The 21,196-nt window shown below is 69.1% G+C and carries 13 protein-coding genes; 7 read left to right on the top strand and 6 right to left on the bottom strand.

Annotated elements, in window-relative coordinates; genetic code table 11:
- Nucleotides 1-7: 7 nt before the first annotated feature.
- Nucleotides 8-6,397 carry a type I polyketide synthase gene (locus tag ACQEVO_RS12930; RefSeq protein WP_432912606.1) on the bottom strand — a complete coding sequence of 2,130 codons (6,390 nt, stop codon included), beginning with the start codon at nucleotides 6,395-6,397 and terminating at the stop codon, nucleotides 8-10.
- Between the two features lie 265 nt (nucleotides 6,398-6,662).
- On the opposite strand from ACQEVO_RS12930, the gene ACQEVO_RS12925 reads away from it, so the two are divergent.
- On the top strand, nucleotides 6,663-8,882 hold the full coding sequence (locus ACQEVO_RS12925; RefSeq protein ID WP_432912604.1) for an MMPL family transporter: 2,220 nt from the start codon (nucleotides 6,663-6,665) through the stop codon (nucleotides 8,880-8,882).
- Between the two features lie 169 nt (nucleotides 8,883-9,051).
- Here the strand turns inward: ACQEVO_RS12925 and ACQEVO_RS12920 are convergent, their stop codons facing one another.
- Nucleotides 9,052-11,307 carry an MMPL family transporter gene (locus tag ACQEVO_RS12920; RefSeq protein ID WP_432912601.1) on the bottom strand — a complete coding sequence of 752 codons (2,256 nt, stop codon included), beginning with the start codon at nucleotides 11,305-11,307 and terminating at the stop codon, nucleotides 9,052-9,054.
- 183 nt (nucleotides 11,308-11,490) lie between these two features.
- Between ACQEVO_RS12920 and ACQEVO_RS12915 the strand changes: the two genes are divergently transcribed.
- Together ACQEVO_RS12915 and ACQEVO_RS12910 are read left to right on the top strand one after the other, a co-directional pair.
- Nucleotides 11,491-12,108: a TetR/AcrR family transcriptional regulator gene (locus ACQEVO_RS12915; RefSeq protein WP_432912598.1), complete on the top strand. Its 618-nt coding sequence runs from the start codon at nucleotides 11,491-11,493 to the stop codon at nucleotides 12,106-12,108.
- Nucleotides 12,109-12,485: 377 nt separating this feature from the next.
- Nucleotides 12,486-13,583 carry an NAD-dependent epimerase/dehydratase family protein gene (locus tag ACQEVO_RS12910; protein ID WP_432912595.1) on the top strand — a complete coding sequence of 366 codons (1,098 nt, stop codon included), beginning with the start codon at nucleotides 12,486-12,488 and terminating at the stop codon, nucleotides 13,581-13,583.
- A gap of 156 nt (nucleotides 13,584-13,739) precedes the next feature.
- Here ACQEVO_RS12910 and ACQEVO_RS12905 read toward each other — a convergent pair whose 3' ends face one another.
- A complete protein-coding gene (locus ACQEVO_RS12905; RefSeq protein WP_432912592.1) occupies nucleotides 13,740-15,380 on the bottom strand; it encodes an ABC-F family ATP-binding cassette domain-containing protein in 1,641 nt (546 codons plus the stop codon).
- A 185-nt stretch (nucleotides 15,381-15,565) separates the two neighbouring features.
- Here ACQEVO_RS12905 and ACQEVO_RS12900 point away from each other — a divergent pair, with 185 nt between their 5' ends.
- Entirely contained in the window at nucleotides 15,566-15,757 is a 192-nt protein-coding gene (locus ACQEVO_RS12900) for a hypothetical protein (protein WP_432912589.1), read from the top strand.
- Here the strand turns inward: ACQEVO_RS12900 and ACQEVO_RS12895 are convergent.
- Nucleotides 15,719-15,994, bottom strand: a complete 276-nt coding sequence (locus ACQEVO_RS12895; protein WP_432912586.1) for a helix-turn-helix domain-containing protein — start codon at nucleotides 15,992-15,994, stop codon at nucleotides 15,719-15,721. The genes ACQEVO_RS12900 and ACQEVO_RS12895 overlap by 39 nt on opposite strands.
- Nucleotides 15,995-16,218: 224 nt before the next feature.
- On the opposite strand from ACQEVO_RS12895, the gene ACQEVO_RS12890 reads away from it, so the two are divergent.
- Together ACQEVO_RS12890 and ACQEVO_RS12885 are read left to right on the top strand one after the other, a co-directional pair.
- Nucleotides 16,219-17,052 (top strand): peptidoglycan recognition protein family protein, encoded by an 834-nt coding sequence (locus tag ACQEVO_RS12890; RefSeq protein ID WP_432912583.1) that lies wholly within the window; start codon nucleotides 16,219-16,221, stop codon nucleotides 17,050-17,052.
- A 65-nt stretch (nucleotides 17,053-17,117) separates the two neighbouring features.
- A complete protein-coding gene (locus ACQEVO_RS12885) occupies nucleotides 17,118-17,870 on the top strand; it encodes an isocitrate lyase/PEP mutase family protein (protein ID WP_432912580.1) in 753 nt (250 codons plus the stop codon).
- 96 nt (nucleotides 17,871-17,966) lie between these two features.
- On the opposite strand, the gene ACQEVO_RS12880 is transcribed toward ACQEVO_RS12885, so the two are convergent.
- Together ACQEVO_RS12880 and ACQEVO_RS12875 are read right to left on the bottom strand one after the other, a co-directional pair.
- A complete protein-coding gene (locus ACQEVO_RS12880; protein ID WP_432912577.1) occupies nucleotides 17,967-18,713 on the bottom strand; it encodes a 3-hydroxybutyrate dehydrogenase in 747 nt (248 codons plus the stop codon).
- Nucleotides 18,710-20,107 (bottom strand): MFS transporter, encoded by a 1,398-nt coding sequence (locus tag ACQEVO_RS12875; protein ID WP_432912574.1) that lies wholly within the window; start codon nucleotides 20,105-20,107, stop codon nucleotides 18,710-18,712. The genes ACQEVO_RS12880 and ACQEVO_RS12875 overlap by 4 nt, the downstream gene beginning before the upstream one ends.
- Before the next feature lie 140 nt (nucleotides 20,108-20,247).
- Between ACQEVO_RS12875 and ACQEVO_RS12870 the strand changes: the two genes are divergently transcribed.
- Nucleotides 20,248-21,162, top strand: coding sequence for a LysR family transcriptional regulator (locus ACQEVO_RS12870; RefSeq protein ID WP_432912571.1), 915 nt, complete (start codon nucleotides 20,248-20,250; stop codon nucleotides 21,160-21,162).
- Nucleotides 21,163-21,196: the final 34 nt, after the last annotated feature.

Raw genomic sequence — 21,196 nt, 5'->3', positions numbered from 1 at the left:
CTGCTCGTCACGATGTGGCCCCCACCGGTACGGGTTCGGCCGCGCCGTCGGATGCCGCGATGAGTGCGGCCGGATCCGGTGCGGACGGCCCGGTGGCGGATTCGGCGGCCAGGATCAGCTCGGCCACCTTCGGTCCGGCCTGCTCGAGGCTGAAGGACCGGCCCATCTGCAGCGACATCAGGTCGATACCGAGCGTTTTGGTGACCCGGGCCCCGAGTTCCACCGCCATCAGCGAGTCCAGCCCCAGCTCCGGGACGGGCACGGTCATATCGATGGATTCCACCGGGACACCCATGACGACCGCGAGCTCCTCGGCCATCTTGCGGGCCACGAACGCGCCGCGTTTGCCTTCCTCGATCGCGGCGACCTCGGCGCGCAGTTGCGCCAGCTCCGAGGTGTCCTTTGCGGAGACCTGCGCCAGTGCCATGGTGCGGCCGGTGCGGGTGAGCTGCGGGAAGGTGCCGGTGAGTTTGGCCCAGTCGGTCGGGATGATGCCGGCTCGCGGAATCCCCAGGCGCAGAGCCTGTTCCAAGTAGGCGGTGGCATCGGCCATATCGATCGGATCGAAGCCGACCAGGTCCAGATATTTGACCGCGGTCTCGTCGGCCGCCATCCCGCCGGTCGCGCCGGAGAGATGACCCCAGCCGACGCACAGCGCCCGCTCACCGGCCGCGGCCCATACCTGCGCCATGGTTTCCACGGCGATATTGGCCGCGCAGTAGTTGTACTGGCCGTAGATGCCGTACATGGATCCGCCCGAGGAGCACAGCACGAACATGTCCAGGTCGATCCCGGCGTCGGCGACCGCCCGGTGCAGTACCCGGGCGCCGTGCACCTTGGGGCGGTACACGATATCGAGCTCCCGGAAGGTCATGGCCGCCAGCCGGTTGTCGGCCACCGACCCCGCCGCGTGGAACACCCCGCGCAGCGGATGCTCCGGGCCGTGCGCGTGCGCCACGATCGCGGCGACGGCTTGGGCGTCGGTGATATCGGCGCGTTCGTCGATCACCTCGACACCGGCCGTATGCCAGGCCTCCAATTGCCTGCGGGCCTCCTCGGTGGTGGGGCCGCTGCGACTGACCAGGACCAGCCGCCGGACCCCGCGCAGCGTCAGCCAGCGTCCGATGGCCATCCCGAACCCGCCGAATCCGCCGGTGACGAGATACGTTCCGGTCCCGTCGAATTCGAGCTGCGGCAGATACGGCCGCACGGCGGGCAGCGGGGAATCCATCCGCAGCGCGATCCGGCGCAGGCCGGTCGAGCGAATGGTTTCTTCGAACGCGTTCGCCACCTCGCCGGTTTCGAACAACCGGTACGGCAGCGGCCGGTAGGTGCCGGCCAGCACCTTCTCGTAGACTCGCTGCAGCAGGGTGATCAGCCGGTGCGCGTCCACGGCGACCAAGCGGTCCAGGTCCATCGAGTAGTAGGCGACGTTCTTGTCGAAATTGGCGAGTTCCAGCAATCCGCCGGTGTAGATATCGGCCTTGCCCACTTCGACGATGCGGCCGAATTCGGCCACGGCATGGAAGTTCTGCCGCAGGATCTCGCCCGGCGCACTGCTCAGCACCACCTCGGCGCCCTTGCCGCCGGTGATCTCCAGGACATCGTCGACGAAATTCAGCGACCGGGAGTCGATCGCGTGATCGGCGCCGAGCGAGAGCACATGCGCCCGGCGTTCGTCGGTGCTCGCGGTGCCGATGATGCGGGCGCCGCGATCCTTGGCGACCTGGATGGCGGCCGTACCGACCCCGCCCGCGGCGCCGTGGATCAGCACCGTCTCACCCGGTTGCAGCCGGGCCAGATCGTGCAGCGCGTACTCGGCGGTGCCGAAGGCGATGGTGCTGGTGCAGTAGGCGGGGTCGGCGTCCGCGGGGAGCGGGATGGCCCGCGCCCGGTCTACCACCACGAACCGTTGCATCATGCCCTTGGCGGCGATCGCGACCTGGTCGCCCACCGCGATATCGGTGATCTCCGGGCCGACCCGCACCACTTCGCCGACACCCTCCATACCCGGGACGGTGCCGAAATAGGTGGGGGAGAGTTCGCGTTCGCCGAGCAACCCGATCACCTTCAGCGGATCCTTGTAGTTCAGGCCGATCACCTTCATCCGCACCTCGAGCTGCCCCGGTCCCGGCTCCGGCCGCGGGCATTCCCGCCAGGCCAGCGCCGACAGCACCCGGGTGCGCGGCATCTCCAGCTCGAAGTTGGCTTCCGGATCGGTGAGCGGGGCGGCGGTGTCGAGGGCCTCGAGGCGGTCCGGCAGTGGTTTGGTGACCACCGGCGCCCAGCGGCTCCCGCCGCGCAGCGCCACTTCGTCGGTGTTGTCGCTCCAGAACGCGCCGGGGACCGCGAGTTCGGTGACCAGCGCGGCGGTCTCCGTCTCCGGTTCGACATCCACCAGCCGCCAGCGCAGCGCGGTCTGCTCGTTCAGCAGTACCCGGTGCGCGCCGGCCAGCGCGGCCTGTGCCGGATCCGGCGGGGCGTGATCCGGCACCGCGAACGCCAGTTCGGTGACCAGGGTGGCGTGGCACGCACCGTCGTCGAACACGCTTTGCGGGGACTGCTCGGTGCTGCTCTCCGGGTGGGCGAACGCGTCGATCGCCACCGCGACCTGTTCGAGCGTCCACAGATCGGCGATATCGCCCCCGCCCGCCACCACGATCACATGCAGCCGTGCGGCCTCGTCGTCTTCGGTGGCCGCCAGCGTCGCGGCCAGACCGGCCGCGGGCTCTTTTCCGGGCAGCCCCGCCAGATGCAGCCGGGCACCGGGGATCGTTTCGGCCAGCGCCTCCGCGCGGCTGTTGCTGCCGCCCAGCGCCACGACGACGGTGCTCACCGAATCCTGCGGCAATGCGGTCGGATCCAGCGGATCGCGCTGCTCCATGGTTTCGACGTAGTAGAAGTCTGCCATCCGGCGCAGCGGATCCTGGCCGGGCGTGAGGGGGCCGATCTGCAGGCCGCTCAACCGCATCACCAGGTTGTGCTCGTCGTCGAGCAGATCCACATTCGCCCGTAACCGGGCCGCGGGATCGCGCCGGGCGACGACGGTGATCCGTTCGGGCAGCGGCGCGACCAGGCGCACGGCGCCCACCCCGACCGGTACGAGGGTGCCCTCGTCCACCCGGGATTCGGCGAACAGCATGGCCGCGGTCTGCATGGCGGCGTCCACGACCGCGGGATGCGCGAGATGACCGGAGCCCGCGGCGATACTGCCGTCCACGGTCGCCACCACCACGTCCTGACCGGCGCGTGCGGTCAGCACCCGCTGGAAGGACGGCCCGTACTGCAAACCGGCCGCAGCCAGCCCGGTGTAGAACATCGCCGGATCGACATCCACGCCGGCCTCGATCGCGGGAACCTCGACCGCGGTCTGCTTATGACTGGCGGTCAGCGTGCGACCCGTCGCGTGCAGCGTCCAGGCGGTGCCGGTGGCCGACCGGGAACGGATCAAAAACCGGCCGCTGGCCTCCTCCACGGTCAGCGAGACCAGCGGAACGTCCGGGGCGCCCATGATCAGCGGGGCGACGAACCGCACCTGCTCCAGCGCGACCCGTTCGACGCCGAGCCGTTTCGCGGTCGCGCTGAGCGCCGCGTCCAGATACGCCGCACCGGGCATGATCTTGACATGGTCGACGACGTGATCGGCCAGCCACGGCAGTAGTTCGGTGCCGACCTGCAGCAGGTAGTCCGGTTTGCCCTCGACATCCGGATCACCGAGCATGGCGTAGCTGCCGGGGGTGCCCAGCCGGGCCTGCTCGAACAGCGGCAGCGGTGCGTGCAGCCGGGTGCGTTGCCACGGATACCGCGGCAACGGCATATGCGGGGTGGCGGGTTCGTCCGCCGGGAACAGGGTGTCCAGGTCCAGTACCCCCGCGCCGTACAGGCCGATGAGGGTGCGCCGGACGCTGTCGGAGTCGGGCTGCCGCCGGTCCAGCGTGGGGACCGTGGTGCCGTTGGCGTCGGCGGCCAGCAGGATCTCGCGGATATTTCCGGACAGCACCGGATGCGGGCCGACCTCCAGGAATACCCGCCGCTCGCCGACCATCGTGGTGATCGCCTCGGCGAAACGCACCGGTTCGCGCACATTGGCACACCAGTACTCGGCGTCCCAGTCCGGACCGGTCACCTGCGCACCGGTGACCGAGGAATACAGCGGAACTGTGGGAGCCTGCGGTTCGAGGGTCCCCAGTACCGCACGCAGCTCGTCGAGGATCGGGTCCATGAGCCGGCTGTGATACGGCACCTCGACCCGCAGCCGGCGGGCGAAAACACCGTCTTCGGTGAGCTTCTCGGCGATCTCGTCGAGCCGGTCGGCGTCGCCGGACAGGGTGAGCGAGGTCGCGCTGTTGATCGCGGCGATATCCACGCGGGGGTCGTCCCCGGTCAGTTCACGGGCCTGCTCGGCCGGCATACCGACCGCGAGCATGCCACCGGACCCCGCCGTGGTGGCCTGCAACCGGGCCCGATGGTAGGCCACCAGCACGGCATCGCGCAGGGACAGCATGCCGCTGATATAGGCCGCGGACACCTCGCCGACACTGTGCCCGACGATCGCCGCGGGTGCGATCCCGTAGCGTGCGAGTTCACGCACCAGCGCCACCTGCACCAGGAAGTTCGCCGGCTGCGCGACCGCGGTCGTGGTGACCCGCGATTCGTCCTCCGGTTTCAGCAGTTCCTCGATGATCGACCAGCCCGCGAGCGCGCGGAACTCCGCGTCGATCTCGGCGGCCGTCTCGGCGAAAACCCCCTCGGTGGTGAGCAGTTCGCGCGCCATACCCCACCATTGCGGGCCCATGCCGGAGAAGACGAACACCGGTTCGGTGGTCCGTGCCACGAGGGTGCGCACCGCGTCCCGGCCCTCGCCGCCGGCGAACTCGCGCAGCGCGTGCACCAAGCCGGCGGTGTCGCCGAGCAGCATTCCGGTGCGGTACGGATGGTGCGCCATCCGCGTCCACGCGGCCTCCGCGAGCCGGGCCGGGTCGGCGCCGCCGGTGATGAGGTCGGCGAAGCGGCCGGCCAGCGCGCGGGCCGCGCCGGTACTACGCGCCGAGATCGGCAACACCCCGTGATGCCGAGGCTCCCGCGCCGGTTCGACCACCGTGACGGGCCGGTACTCCTGCAGGATCGCGTGCGCGTTGGTGCCGCCGTAGCCGAAACCGTTGACCGCCACGGACATCGGCCCGGCCTCCGCGGACAGCGGCTGCGCCTCCGTTTGGACGTGTAGACCCAATTCGTCGAACGGAATATCGGGATTGGGTGTGTCGATCCAGCCCTGCGGCGGGATCGTGCGATGCCGGATGGCCAGCGCCGCCTTGATCACGCTCGCGATACCGGCCGCGGCCTCGGTATGCCCGAGGGTCGATTTCACCGAGCCCACACCCAGCGACTCCGCGCGCCCGGCGGGTGCCCCGAAAACCCGGCCCAGCGCACGCAATTCGACCGGATCACCGACCAGCGTGCCGGTGCCGTGCGCCTCCACGTAGGTGATGGATTCCGGCGCCAGCCCGGACCGGGCGCAGACCGCCCGCGCCAGCGACTCCTGGGAATCCACGTTCGGCACGGTGATGGCGGTGGTGCGGCCGTCCTGATTCGACCCGGTCGCCTTGACCACCGCGTAGACCCGGTCGCCGTCGCGGACCGCGTCGTCGAGCTTCTTCAGCACCACCATGCCCGCGCCCTCGCCACGCCCGTAGCCGTCGGCGGAGGCGTCGAAGGATTTGCACCGGCCGTCGGCCGCCAGGAAGCCGCCCTTGCACATGAGCACGAAGGTTTCCGGCTGCAGCATGACATTCACACCGCCCGCCAGCGCGACCTCGCAGTCGCCGTTCGCCAGTGCCTGGCAGGCCAGATGGAACGCGACCAGCGAGGACGAACACGCGGTATCGACCGTGATCGCAGGCCCCACCAGGTTGAGTGCGTAGGCGATCCGGTTGGACAGCATCGTGTAGGAGGCACTGGCCGGCGTATGCATGTCGGTGTGGAACAGCGCGGGCCCCACCACGCCGATCACCGACTGATCCACCACGAAGCCACCCACATACACCCCGACCGAACCGCCGGCCGCGCGCCGCGCGATCCCGGCATCGTCGAGGGCCTCCCAGGTGACCTCGAGCATCAGCCGCTGCTGTGGATCCAGAACGGTCGCCTCACGCGGAGAGATACCGAAGAAATCGGGGTCGAACTCCCACGGGTCGATCGTCATGAACGCGCCGCGTTTGGTGTAGCTGCGGCCCGGCGTGCGCGGCTCCGGGTCGTAGAAACGGCGGTAATCCCAGCGATCGGCCGGCATGTCGACCACACCGTCGCGTTTGTCCACAACGAAGTCCCAGAAGGAGTCGGGTGAGTCGATCCCGCCGGCGAATCGGCAGCCGATGCCGATTATTGCGATATCCGGCATACACATCCTCCAGAGTCGGAAATGATTGAGCACCAGCGGATTACACGCAACGAGTGAACTGTTCCTGCGAGGCCGGCGACGGCGCCAGCGTACTGGCTGTCACACGAAGTCCGACATGCTTCAGGGTCACTTCACAACTGAGTGCGGGCGCATTTGTGGGATGTCGAACCAGCCGGTATACCCGCTGTGGGACACCTCGTGTTCACCTATCTTCGGAGGGTCCGGCGGTCTACGCCGGACCCGGATTTCTCGCTCGGGAGGTTATGTGTCCGGCTGGATCGACCTGGTCGTCCGCCGCCGGTTCGTCGTGATCGGGATGGTCGTCGCGGGCCTGCTGGCCCTCGGTGGATACGGGCTCGGCGTGCACGACCGGCTCGGGGTGAGCGGCTGGGACGATCCGGGTTCGGAATCGGCGCACGCCCTGCGGTTGAACACCGAGGCGTTCGGCCGCAACCACGTCGCCGACGTCCTACTGGTATTCCACGCCCCCGCGGGCGAGACGGTCGACGAACCGGAATTCGCGGAAACTGTTGTCGGCCACCTGAACAGCCTGCCGCGGCGCTTCCCCGGGGAGATCGAGAAGATCAACGGCGCGTACTGGCCCACCGAAACCGGGCCCGCCGTACCGGATATCTTCGGCACCGGACAACGCGACCACGCCTTCGCCTCGCTCGCCATTCGCGGCGACGACGACACCACGGTGCTGGGCAACTACCGCAAGGTCGCCGACCGGCTCACCATACCGGGTATCGATATGGAGGTGGCCGGCGGGCAACCGGTCGCGCTCGCGCTCAACGACACGATGGCCCACGACCAGCGACGGATGGAGCTGGTCGCGGTCCCGGCGGTGGCGGTGCTGCTGTTCTTCCTGTTCGGTGGCGTGGTGGCCGCCGCGCTGCCGCTGATCGTGGGCGGGCTGACCGTGCTCGGCGCCTGGGGGATCGTCCGGCTGCTCACCCACGTCATGGAGGTGAATTCGTTCGTCTCGCCGGTGGTCTCGATGATCGGGCTCGGCCTGGCCATCGACTACGGCCTGTTCATCGTGAGCCGGTTCCGCGAGGAGCTCGCCGCGGGATACGACCCACCGGACGCGGTGCGCCGCACGGTCGCCACCGCGGGCCGCACCGTGCTGTTCTCCGCGACCATCGTGGTGGCGGCGGCCGGCGCGATTCTGGTGTTCCCGCACGGGTTCCTGCGCTCGTTCGCGCTCGGCGCCATGGTGACGGTCGCGCTGGCGGCGGCCGTTTCGGTCACCGTCCTGCCCGCCGTTCTCGCGGTCCTCGGCCGCCGCGTCGATCTTCTGGGGTTCAACCGATTCCACGCCCGCCGCGCGAACACCGACCAGCGGGACAATCCGTGGGGCCGGATCGCCGGCTGGGTGATGCGCCGCCCGGTACTCGTCGCGGTCCCGGTGGTGGCGATCCTGCTGCTGCTCGTCGCCCCGGTGCGCGAGGCGGCGTTCGGCGGTATCTCCGAACGTTTCCTGCCGCCGGACCATCCGACCCGCACCGCGCAGCAGCATTTCGACGAGCTGTTCCCGCTACGCCAGATCAACCCGGTAGACCTCATGGTGATCACTCGTGACACCGGCACCATCGACGAGATCGCGGACCGCGCGAACCGGGCCCCCGGCCTGAAAGCGCCGTTCCCGCCGGCCCTGCAAGCCCCGGGACATCTCGGCGTCTTCACCACCTCGACGGTGGTCCAGGACGCACACGACGCCGGTGAAACCCTCGACTATCTGCGCACCATGCCGCTACCGAAAGGTGCCACCCTACTGGTGGGCGGGCAGCCCGCGGTGGAACGCGACAGCGTGGACGCGCTGCTCAGCCGGATGCCGTACATGGTCGCACTGGTCTTCCTGATCACCACCGCGCTCATGGTCCTCGCCTTCCGCTCGGTGATCCTGCCGCTACAGGCGGGCGTGCTGAACCTGCTCGGCCTGGGCGCCACCCTCGGCGTGCTCACCTGGATCTTCGTCCAAGGCCACGGCGCCGACCTGCTCGGCTTCACCCCGCAACCGATCATGGTGCTGGTGCTGGTGCTGATCATCTCGGTGATCTACGGCCTGTCCACCGACTACCAGATATTCCTCCTGGCCCGCATGGTCGAAGCCCGCGCGGCGGGTGCCTCGACCACCGAAGCGGTACGCACCGGCATCGCCCGCACCGGCTGGATCATCACCGCCGCCGCCCTCGTCCTCCTGGTGGTCTGCGGCGCCTTCGCCTTCTCCGATCTGGTGATGATGCAGTACATCGCCGTCGGCATGGTGACCGCTCTCGTCATCGACGCCACGATCCTGCGCATGCTCCTCGTCCCCGCCACCATGAAGCTCTTCGGGAGTTTCTCGTGGTGGCCTTCCGGTCTCGCGCACCGCCCGCCCGGCACCCGGCACCCGGAACCCGAAACCGACGACAGCACTACCGGAGTTCCGTTGTCCCTCAGGGAGACCGAGGAGCCGTTCGCGGAGGCGAGCAGACGGTAGGCGTCCGGTCCGGTGGTGGACGGACTCGGCGGTCACCGCCGCGACGAGCAATCGCGGCAGATACCCGGAGCGGTCCGGTGTTCGGAAGCCGGTACGGCAACCGCCCCCGATCTCGAACCGAGATCGGGGGCGGTGTGCTTTTCGTGAGTCTTCTCAGCGAGCCGGTGACTCAGCGACCGGCGAGGACTGGTTCCTTCGCGGCGTCGCGATCCGCGGAGTCGAGCCGCTCGGTGAGCCCCTCGCCTTCGATATCGAAGGTGGGCACCAGCGGCGCCAGCCATTTCGGCATCCACCAGATCCGCTCACCCACGATCAGCATGAATGCGGGCACGATGAGCATCCGGACCAGGAACGCGTCGGCCAGCACACCGACCGCGAGCGCGAACCCGACCGTTTTCAGGATGACATCGTCGACGAGCGCGAACCCGGCGAAGACACCGATCATGATGATCGCGGCGGCGACCACCACCCGGGCGCTGTGCGTGAACCCGTCGATCACGGCCTGCCGCGCGGGTGTGCCGTGCACGTAGGCCTCGCGCATCCGGGTGACCAGGAAGACCTCGTAGTCCATGGCGAGACCGAACAGGATGCCGGTGAGCAGGATCGGCAGGATGAACAGTACCGGGGCGGTGGTGTCCAGGCCGATGAGTTCGTTCAGCCAGCCCCATTGGAAGACGGCCACGGTGGCACCGAGGGCGACACCGACCGAGAGCAGGAAGCCCAGTGCGGCCTTGATCGGCACCCAGATCGAGCGGAACACCGCGATCAGCAGGAAGATCGCCAGGCCCACCACCACGGCGAGGTAGAGGGGGAAGACCTCGGTCAGCTCGTCGGCGATATCGACCCCCACCGCGGTCTGGCCGGTGACCAGGGCACGGGCACCGGTCTCCGCCGGGAGATCGGCCAGCGCGGTGCGCAACTCGGCGACGAGATCCTTGGTGGCCTGATCCGACGGACCCGAGGCGGGGATGACGGTGACGGTGGCGAAGTCGACGGCCGCGAGCTGCTGGGTGAACGCCTGCCGGGCCTGCGGGGTGTCGGCAGTGATCGCCGGTACGACCGTGGCGATATCCGAACCCGCACGGCCCGCCATGGCCTGCAGCTCGTCGGTGGCAGTCTGCACCGCCGCCGCGGGGTCGGCGGCGTTCGCGGTATCGACGACCACGACGAGCGGGCCGTTGGCACCGGCCCCGAAATTGTCGGCGATCAGGTCGTAGGCGACGCGGGCGTCGCTGCCGGCCGGTTTGCTGGAGTCGTCGGGCAGGGCGAGCTGCATGGACGCCACGGGCACGGAGGCGAGTACCGCCAGCGCGATACCGCCGGCCAGAGCCGCCCATTTGTGCCGGGCGATGCCCTCGACCCAGCGCCGGCCGTGGGTGCGCGGCGCCGTCTCGCCGGCCGCGTTCCGCAGATAGCGCGGCTTGCCCTTCATGACCTTGTCGCCGGCGAAACCGAGGATGGCGGGCAGCAGGGTGAGCGAGATGAGGACGGCGATCGCGACGGTGAAGGCACCGGCGAGACCCATCTGGGTGAGGAACCCGATATTGCATACCGCGAGGCCGACGAGAGCGATGACGACGGCCGCTCCGGCGAATACGACCGCCGAGCCGGCGGTGCCGACCGCGCGCCCCGCCGCTTCCTCGAGCGAACGGCCCGCGCGCACCTCGCTCTGGTACCGGGACATGATGAACAGGGCGTAGTCGATACCGACCGCGAGGCCGAGCATGGTGCCCAGCGCGGGGGTGGTGGACCCGAGTTCGACGAACCCGGTGAGGGTGGTGATGGCGAGCATCCCGATACCGACCCCGACCAGCGCGGTGAGCAGCGGCATCCCGGCCGCCACCAGCGAGCCGAAGGTGATCGCCAGCACCACCAGCGCGACCGCGATACCGATCACCTCGGCGAGCGGCATCTCGAACTCGGTGAGCGCGTCACCGCCGATGGCGACGTTCAGGCCGGATTCCTCGGCGGCGTGCGCGGCGCGCTCGAGGGCGGTCCGGTCGGCATCGGCGAGTTCGGCCGACGTCTTGGTGTAGGTCACCGCGGCGTAGCCGACGCGGCCGTCGGGGGAGATGGTTCCGCCGGTGAACGGATCCGTCACCGACTGCACATTCTCGGTGGTGAGCCCGCGCACCGCGGCGGCGACCGCGGAGTTGTAGGAGGGTTCGGTGAGTGACCGGCCCGCGGGCGCCTCGAAGACGACGCGGGCCGTGGCACCGTCGGGGGACGCCTGTGGGCTGCGCTGTTCGATCAGTTCGAATGCCTGCGTGGATTCGATACCGGACAATTCGAATTTGTCGCTGGTCTTGCCGGAGAGGGTCGTCGCCCCGATCGCCAACACGGCCAGCAGCACTACCCAGAATGCGGCCACCGCTTTGCGATGGTTGAACGACCACCGGCCGAGCCGGAACAACTGCCACGCCATACGCTTCCTCCAAGCGGATTATGTGGACCCTGTGGTCCGGTTATGCTCCAGGGTAGGAGCAAGCGGACCCGAGGGTCCACTTCGAGGAGGAAGATGTGGAGCAACTCACCCGGAGAGCGATATGAGACGTGCGTCTCACGGTCGATTACGAAGGGCCGCTGCCCATCTCGCGCAGGAGGAACCATGACCGGAAGGGCGTCCGCGAAGCAGGACCCCGCGTCCGCCGGCGACCCCAGCTGGGCGGGCCGGCGCGCGGATGCCCGGCAGAATCACGAGCGGGTACTCGCCGCCGCGATCGAGGTCTTCACCGAGAACGGGCTCGAAGCCACCATCCCACAGGTCGCGGCGCGGGCCGGCGTCGGCAAGGCGACGGTCTACCGCAGCTACCCGACCAAGGCCGATCTGGTGCGGGCGCTGGCGGAGATGCATATCGACTGGTTCCACCGGCTGGCCGTCACCGCGGTCGAGGCGGCGCGGACCGACGCTTACCACGCGCTCGAGGAATTGCTCGAGCGGATCGCCACGCGCTTGGCCGAGGACCGGCTGATGATCGAAGTTCTCAGTGGTGTCGAGGGGTTCGGTGACGAACGCCTCGAACAGCATCTCGAACAGATTCTGGCACTGGGCCGCGCGCAGGGAACGCTGCGCGACGATGCCACCGGCGTGGACGTCCAGATCCTGGTCTCCGGCGTGGCGCGCGCCCTGCTCGACCTCGGAATCCGTGATCCCGAGGTTTGGCGCCGCTACGCCCGTCTCGCCTTGGCCGCCTTGCGGCCCGAACCGGTGCCGGGCCGGGCGTAACCGGACCACTTCACCTTCCGGGCCTCGTCGAAGAGGGCGGGGGCACGACCGCGACCCCGACCGGTGCACCCGCCGCACCGCGTACTCCCCGTCGCAGTGCGGGCCCGGCGTATCGGCCGGCGAGTCGATCCTGAACGCCGCCCGGTCCAGCGGCTCCGTGCCCCGCTCGCGGGCAGTCCGGGGCTGGGGCGGGCGATGGGGTCGACGGGATATGGACAGGAGTACAGCCGGTTGTCCATCGGGTCGGCTACGGTGTGCGTAGCGGGTTGCCGGGTGCCGTGCCCGGGTGCGTAGGACGAGTGACCGAGGTGGTCGACGATGACCGGATTCGCCGGAACGGACGAGCGGGTTCCGTGCGCTGAGGCATGCGGGCCCCGATGACGAACGCCGGGCACAACAACGCGGCGAGCTACAGGCTGGTGATCGGCGCGAGTGGGTTCCTCGGGTCTCATGTGACCCGCCATCTGGTCGAACAGGGCGAGCGGGTCCGGGCGATGGTGCGCGAGACGAGTTCTTTGCGCGCCCTCGCGGGTTCGGACATCGAACTGGTCACCGGGAGTATCGAGGACCCCGAAGCGTTGCGAGCCGCGATGCGCGGCTGCGACATCGTGTACTACTGCGTCGTCGACGCGCGGCCCTGGTTGCGCGACCCCACACCGCTGTTCCGCACCAATGTGACGAGTCTGCGGACCGTACTGGACGTGGCGGTCGAGGCGGGGCTGCGGCGTTTCGTGTTCACCAGTTCGGTCGCGACTCTACCCATCGGCGATGGTGTGCTGGACGAATCATCCGGCCCGCACAATTGGACCCGCGCCGGCGGAGCGTATGTCCGTGCGCGGGTCGAGGCGGAAGACCTCGTCCTGCGGTACGCGCGCGAACGCGGGCTGCCCGCCGTGGCCATGTGCGTCGCGAACACCTACGGCGAAGGCGACTATCTGCCCACGCCGCACGGCGCGTTCATCGCCGCGGCCGCGCGCGGCAAGATGCCGTTCTACGTACGGGGCGCCGGGGCGGAGGTGGTCGGGATCCGCGATGCGGCCCACGCGCTCGTGCTCGCGGGCGAGCGCGGGCGGATCGGGGAGCGCTATATCGTCTCCGCGGGCTACCGCACAACCCGCGAACTGCTCGACCTCGCGGCATCCGTGACCGGTGCCGCCCCACCGAAATACGGGATACCGCGCAAACTGCTGCCGGTGGCCGGCCTCCTGGGTGAGCTCTACGCGTGGATCACCCGCCGCGATATCCGCGTGACCCGGGTGACGATGCGCCTGATGCACATCATGACCCCGCTCGATCATTCGAAAGCCGAACGCGAACTCGGCTGGCGGCCGAGGCCCATCGAAGACGCGATCCGCGAAGCCGCTGTCTTCTTCACGACTCGGCGGCGTCGCGGTACCGGAAGTGCCGAGCCCGCCGCGGCGCCGCGGGCGCACACCGACTCGGTGAACGGGCCGGACGACAACGCCGCGCGGTGATCGAATCTCCGAGTGCGGCCGACCGGGATTGCGCTGCACCCGGACCGCGGCGGGGATTCCGCGGTCACCTGCCGGGGCACATCGTCGCCGTATTCGGCGGTGACCCGCGTCTGATGGGTGGGTACGGGCGCCGATTCGAGGTTGCGGCGGGCTTCGTTACTCCTCGGTGAGTTTCCCGGCGGTCATCCGCCATCGTCGGGTCGCGCGGACGGAATCCAGCATGCGGCGGTCGTGAGTGACCAATATCAGTGTGCCGGTGAACGAATCGACGGCCTGCTCGAGTTGTTCGATGGCGGGCAGGTCCAGGTGGTTGGTCGGTTCGTCCAGGACGAGCAGGTTCACGCCGCGGGCTTGGAGCAGCGCCAGCGCGGCTCGCGTGCGTTCGCCCGGCGACAGGGTGTCGCAGGGTCGGTTCACGTGTGGGCCGCGGAGACCGAATTTCGCGAGCAGGGTGCGCACCTCGGCCTCGGGCCAATCGGGCATGGCCGCGCCGAAGGCGGCGGCGAGGGTGGCGGCGCCGCGGAACAGCCCGCGCGCCTGATCCACTTCGCCGAGGTGCACGCCGGAACCGAGCCCGGCCGTCCCGGTATCGGGGGTGAGCTTGCCGAGCAGCAGTGCGAGCAGAGTGGACTTTCCGGAGCCGTTCGCGCCGGTCAGAACAATGCGGTCCGCCCAATCGATCTGGGTGGTGATCGGTCCGAGGGTGAACTCACCGCGGGTGACCGTGGCATTGTTCGCCGTCGCGACCACCGAACCGCTGCGCGGGGCCGCCGCGATCTGCATGCGCAGCTCCCACTCCTTGCGCGGTTCCTCCACCACCTCGAGCCGTTCGATGCGACGCTGCGTCTGGCGGGCCTTGGCCGCTTGTTTCTCGGTGGTCTCGGCCCGGGTCTTGCGGCTGATCTTGTCGGAATCGTTCTTCGCTTTGCGGCGGGCGTTGCGCACACCGGCTTCCATCCAGTTGCGTTGTTTGACTGCGCGGGCTTCCAACGCCGCTTTGGTATCGGCGAATTCGTCGTAGACCTCGCGCGCGTGCCGCCGCGCGATCTCGCGTTCGGCCAGGTAGGCGTCGTATCCGCCGTCGTAGAAGCCGATCTGCTGCTGGGCGAGGTCGAGTTCGAGGACGCTGGTCACGGTGCGGGCGAGGAATTCGCGGTCGTGACTGATGACCATCAGTGGCACCCGGATACCGCTGACGAAGCGTTCGAGGCGCTCGAGACCGTCGAGGTCGAGATCGTTGGTGGGTTCGTCGAGCAGCAGAATATCGAAGCGCGACAGCAGAACCGACGCGAGACCGGCGCGGGCGGCCTGTCCGCCGGACAGGCCGGTCATCGGCGTCTGCAGGCCCCCGGCCAGGCCGTCGAGCAGCCCGAGATCGGCCGCGACCTCCTCGGCGCGCTGTTCGAGATCGGCGCCGCCGAGGGCGAGCCAGCGTTCGAGTGCGGGGGAGTAGTCGTCGGTGCCACCCTCGCCGAGACGTTCGGCCGCCGCATCCATCACCTGCTGGGCGTGCGCGACCCCGGTTCGGCGAGCGAGGAATTCGAAGACGGTTTCGCCGGCGCGGCGTTCGGGTTCCTGGGCCAGGTATCCCACGGTGGCGTCGGGCGGGCTCAGCGTGATCCGGCCTTCGCCCGCGGCGCCCTCGGCGAGCATCCGCAACAGGGTCGATTTACCGGCGCCGTTGACGCCGACCAGTCCGATCACATCGCCGGGCGCGAGGGTGAAATCGAGGTCGGCGAACAAGGTGCGTTCGGCGTGTCCGGCCGCGAGTCCGCTGGCCTGCAGTGTTGCACTCACCGGCCATATTCTGCCTTCATCTGCGCAAACGCCGCGATGCGCCCCGGGTAACCGGGTGCGGATCGGTTGCCGCCCCGGGGGATCGGCGGGCGGCCGGCCTAGGCGGGAAGCGGGAAAATAATTACACTCGGCGGCAGGATCCGGTGCCACAGTGCCCGCGATCCGGGTGGGTAGCAAGCGCAAGCGTGGATCGGCCAGAACGGGAAACGCTCATGGGCAACGAGGCTCCGGACCGCCCCGCCGCCGGGCCGGCGGACGAACCGATAGGTGATCGCAGCACCACCACCGTGTCGTCGTTCGTCGCCGAACAACGCGAGCGCGGGGTGGATCCGGCGTTGCTACTGGATACCGATTTCCTTCTCGGCGGCGCCGAGTAGTTCGCTGGGCCGGATCTCGAAGGCCCGGCAGATCCGGTACATCTGCGCGATGGTCATGGCCCGCTCACCACGTTCGAGCCGGGCGATGGTCTTCTTGTTGTACCCGGTCTTCTCGGCCAGTGCCTCCTGGCTCCAGCCCCGCCGGGCTCGTATCGCCCGTACTTCCGCGCCCAGCGCCGCGTCCAGTCGCGCCTGTTCGCCGGTCGGTTCGTCCGGCTCCGCGGGCGTCGCATCCATGTCGACCATTCTCGGGATCGCACCCGGTCTGATCAAGTGCCCGATTGTTTCGGCGTGGTGTCCGCCGGCCACTGATGGAAGGTGCCGAATACGGCCTTAATGGGACCGAACGGGGTTGAAAAGAGACCGTTATAGGCCTACTCTGAAGTAGAGCGGTTGCCTATCACCGCAGCTCGCACCGCGAGAGCGAGCGCAGACGCAGGCGCCCGCGGAAGGGAGATCCGATGAGCTGGACCGGAGATCCGGTATGGCTGGCCGATGTGCTCCGCGCCGCCGGCCTTCCCGTCATCGAACACGACGGCTGGCGGCAACGCGGGCACGGCGACTTCCTCGATATCCGCGGGGTGCTGTGCCATCACACGGCCGGTGGCGGACCGAACGACTGGCGGGTGGTCCAGGACGGCCGGCCCGGCCTGCCCGGCCCGCTCGCGCAACTGGTCCTCGAGAAGGACGGCACCTACCGCGTGATCGCCGTCGGTGTCTGCTGGCACGCGGGTCGCGGCAGCTGGCCCGGCTGGCCCACGGACAACGCGAACTACCACACCATCGGTATCGAAGCCGTCTCCCGCGGCACACCACCGTGGGATTGGACCGCGGCCCAGCTCGACGCCTACGAACGGGGCTGCGCCGCCATCCTCCGTCGCATCGGTCGCGGCGCGGGCGATTGCGTCGGGCACCGCGAGTACTCCAGTGAAGGAAAAATCGACCCGGCGGGCATCGATATGAACGCCTTCCGCCGGGCCGTACAGGCACACCTCGACGGAAGGGGCGGTGGCATGGCGTTTCTCGAAGAGAAGATCACCAACTATCACGGGCAGCAGGTCACGGTCGGAACCCTGCTGCACTACCTCGACAAACACGCCGGACTGGCGCTCGACCAGCTCGCCGGATCCGGAACCGCCCGCGGCGCCGATTTCCCCGGCTGGGATTTCCTCGGTGACCGGACCACCGCGGAAGCGCTGGGCGCCATCGGCGCGGCGTTGAATATCCCGGGGTTCCGTGATCCGGCCGCGAACCGCAGCGATCGGGTGAATGCGCCCGCCCCGCGGACCGACTGAACGTATCCACGCCGCAGTATTCTGGCCGGGCCGGATTTCCGCCTCCCGAGAAATGGGTCCATGCCATGACAACACTGTCCGAGAAGGCCGCCGCATTCCTGGAACTCCATCGGCCCGGTGATCCGGTGATCCTGCCGACGGTATGGGACGCCTGGTCCGCGCGGCTGGTCGAGCAGGCCGGTTTCGCAGGCGTGACGGTGGGCAGCCACCCGCTCGCCGATTCGCTGGGCAGATCCGACGGCGAAGGTATGTCGTTCGCGGAGGCGCTGGGCCGGGTGCGCGAGATCACGGCCGCGGTGCAGATCCCGGTATCGCTGGATATCGAATCCGGGTACGGACTGGAGCCGAAACAATTGGTGGACGGGCTGATCGAGGCGGGGGTGGTCGGCCTCAACATCGAGGACACCGTGCACAGCGAGGGTGGGCGGCTGCGTGAAGCGCAGGAGCACGCCGATTTCGTCGGCGCTCTGCGCCGGTCCGCCGACGACGCCGGGGTGCACCTGGTGGTGAACGCGCGCACCGATCTGTTCCTGCGCGGTATCGGTGCCGACGCCGACCGCCTCGACCGCGCCGTGGCCCGGTTGCGGCTGGCCGCGGAAGCCGGCGCCGACGTGCTCTACCCGGTGGGCTTCCACGACCCGGAGACGCTGCGCCGCCTGTGCGACGAACTGCCGCTGCCGGTGAACGCCGTCGCCTTCCCGGAAGAAGGGGATCGGGGCGCACTCGCCGCAGCCGGGGTCGCGCGGGTCAGTTTCGGCCCGTTCCTGCAGCGGGCGCTGACCGGTACGGCCACCGAGCTGCTGGAACGCTGGCGCTGATCCGGTCGGCCGGAGTCCGCACCGACAGCCCGGGGGGCGCCCCGGACCGGCGAGGGATCGCCGGCCCGGGGCGCCCTGGTCAGGTGGAGCATGCCCTCATCGCGCGCTCCACCCGCCGTCCATCGTGTAGGCGGCGCCCGTGACCATCCCGGCCTGCGGCGACGCCAGCCAGCTCACCAGCGACGCGACCTCCACCGGCTCGACGAGCCGTTTGATCGCGCTCTCGGTGAGCAGGATCTTCTCCAGCACTTCCTGCTCCGGGACGCCGTGCGCCGCCGCCTGATCGGCGATCTGCTTGTCCACCAAGGGGGTTCGCACGTACCCGGGGTTGACACAATTGCTGGTCACTCCGTGCGGGCCGCCCTCCAGAGCGGTCACCTTCGACAACCCCTCCAGCCCGTGTTTGGCCGTCACGTAGGCGGCCTTGTACGGGGAAGCGCGCAAACCGTGCACCGAGGAGATATTGACGATCCGCCCCCAGCCCTGCCGGTACATCTGCGGTAGCGCGGCGCGGACCAGCAGGAACGGTGCCTCCACCATCAGGGCGAGCAACTCGCGGAACCGCTGGGGCGAGAACTCCTGGATCGGGCTGATGTGCTGGACACCGGCATTGTTGACCAGGATGTCGGTGTCGAGTTCCAGGTTCTCGAGCGCCGAGACATCGAGCAGGTCCACGGTCCAGGCGTGGCCGCCGAGTTCGGCGGCCACCGCCCGGGCGCCGGCCTGGTCGATATCGGCCACGGTCACCGTCGCGCCGCGCGCCGCGAGCGCGCGGGCGCAGGCCGCGCCGATCCCGCTCGCACCGCCGGTCACCAGCGCGTTACGTCCCGCGAGTTCCTTCATCGCACAGGCACTTCCGGGCTCGCCGGGAGCAGGCTCTCCGCGTCGTCCTGGTCGACCTTCTCCAGGCTGAGTCCCTTGGTCTCGCGGGCGGCGAGTACCGCGATCGCGCTGACCGCCGCCGCGCCGGCCAGGTACCAGGCGATCGGTACCGCGGAACCGTAGGTGTCGAGCAGCCGGACGGCGATGATCGGCGCCAGCGACCCCGCCACGATCGAGGTGACCTGATAGCCCAGGGACACACCGGAATAGCGCATCCGGGTGGGGAACATCTCGGCCATGATCGCGGGCTGCCCGGCGTACATGAAGGCATGGAAGACCAGGCCGATGATGATGGCGGACACGATGATCAGGTTGTTACCGCTGTCCATCATCGGGAAGGCGAAGAAACCCCAGGTGCCGGCGGTCAGCGCGCCGATCAGGTAGACCGGCCGGCGGCCGAAGCGGTCGGCCAGACGGCCCACCAGCGGGATCACCACGAAATGTACCGCGTGTGCCGCGAGCAGCCACCACAGGATCACCGAGGTGTCGGCGTGGACCTCCACCTTCAGATAGGTGATGGTGAAGGTGACCACCAGGTAGTACATGATGTTCTCGCCGAACCGCAGCCCCATGGCGGTGAACACCCCGCGCGGGTAGCGGCGCAGTACCTCGACCACGCTCAGCGAGCCGGCCTTGATCTGCTCGGCTTCCTGCTGGGCCGCCACGAAAATCGGCGCATCGGTGATCTTCGTGCGGATGTAGTAACCGACCAGCACCACCACCGCCGACAACCAGAACGCGACCCGCCAGCCCCAGCTCAGGAACGCCTCGTCGGACAGAGTCGTGGTGAGCGCCAGCAGCACCACGGTGGCCAGCAGATTGCCCGCGGGTACACCCGCCTGCGGCCAGCTCGCCCAGAAACCGCGGCTGCGATTCGGGCTGTGCTCGGCGACCAGCAGCACCGCACCACCCCATTCGCCGCCCACCGCGAAACCCTGGATGAAGCGCAAGGCGACCAGTAGCGCCGGCGCCCAGTAGCCGATCTGGCCGAACGTCGGCAGGCAGCCCATCAGGAACGTCGCGCTACCGACCAGGACGAGACTGAACTGCAGCAGCTTCTTCCGGCCGTATTTGTCGCCGTAGTGCCCGAACACCACACCGCCCAGCGGGCGCGCCGCGAAACCGACCGCGTAGGTGACGAAGGCGGCCAGGATGGCGTCCAGATCGCTGGTGCCCTCGGCGAAGAACACCTTGCTGAACACCAGCGTGGCGGCGGTGCCGTAGAGGAAGAACTCGTACCATTCGACCACTGTGCCCGCCATCGACGCGGCCACCACCCGCCGCAAACCGGACGTGGTGCCGGAATCGGCGCCCGCCGGGGCGGCCGGGACGGACCCGGCGCTGTGCTCCCTCATCGCACTTCTCCTTCGTGCCCGGGGCCGCACATCATCGGTGATGTGACGGTCCCCACATTATTCGGCTGAACCGAGTATTGGTGCAGAGGGATTACGCCGCAATGACCATTTGTGCAGGAGCTCTGTGCGAAAATGCAGATATGAGCGCCGCTTTATCGGGCCGTCCCAGCGCGGACGACCTTCTGGTTCTCCTGGCGGTCGGCCGGTCCGGCCGTTTCGTGACTGCCGCGGATGTCCTGGGTATCAACCACACCACCATCTCGCGCCGGATCGCCGCCCTGGAGCAGACCCTCGGCGGCCGCGTCCTGACCCGCGTGACCGGCGGCTGGGAACTGACCGAACTCGGCAAGGAGGCCCTGGCCGCGGCCGAGGCGGTGGAATCGGCGGTGAAATCCCTCGCGACCGGCGCGGACGGGAACCGGACACTGGAAGGCGTGGTCCGGATGTCGGCGACAGACGGTTTCAGCGCCTATATCGCCGCGCCCGCCGCCGCGCGGGTGCGGCGGCAGCATCCGGATATCTCGGTCGAGATCGTGGCCACCACCAGGCGGGCGTCCCGCCAGCGTTCCGGCCTCGACCTGGAGATCGTCGTCGGCGAACCACAGGTGCGCCGCGCCACGGCCACGCATCTGGCCGACTACCGCCTGGGCCTCTACGCTTCGCGCGGCTACCTGCGCGACAACCCGGCCCCGGCGTCGATCGATGATTTGGTCCGGCATCCGCTGGTGTATTTCATCGATTCCATGCTCCAGGTCGACGACCTCGATCTGGCCTCCGGCTTCGTCCCGGCCATGCGCGAATCCGTCACCTCCACCAATGTTTTCGTGCATGTCGAGGCGACCCGCGCCGCGGCCGGCCTGGGGCTGCTGCCCTGCTTCATGGCCGACCGCCATCCCGATCTGGTGCGTGTCCTGGCGGATTCGGTGGCGGTGACCCTCGGTTACTGGCTGGTCGCCCGGGCCGAAACCCTGCGCCGGCCGGAGGTCGCCGCGGTGGTCGCCGCGATCCGCGCCGTGATCGACGCCCAGCGCGACAGCCTGCTCGGGCGAGTATGAGCCCGCGGTGCGGTATCGGCCGGCGCGTCGCAGG

It is taken from the genome of Nocardia sp. CA-290969 (assembly GCF_050936135.1).
GTDB lineage: Bacteria > Actinomycetota > Actinomycetes > Mycobacteriales > Mycobacteriaceae > Nocardia.
This window is presented reverse-complemented; position numbering and strand designations above follow the sequence as displayed.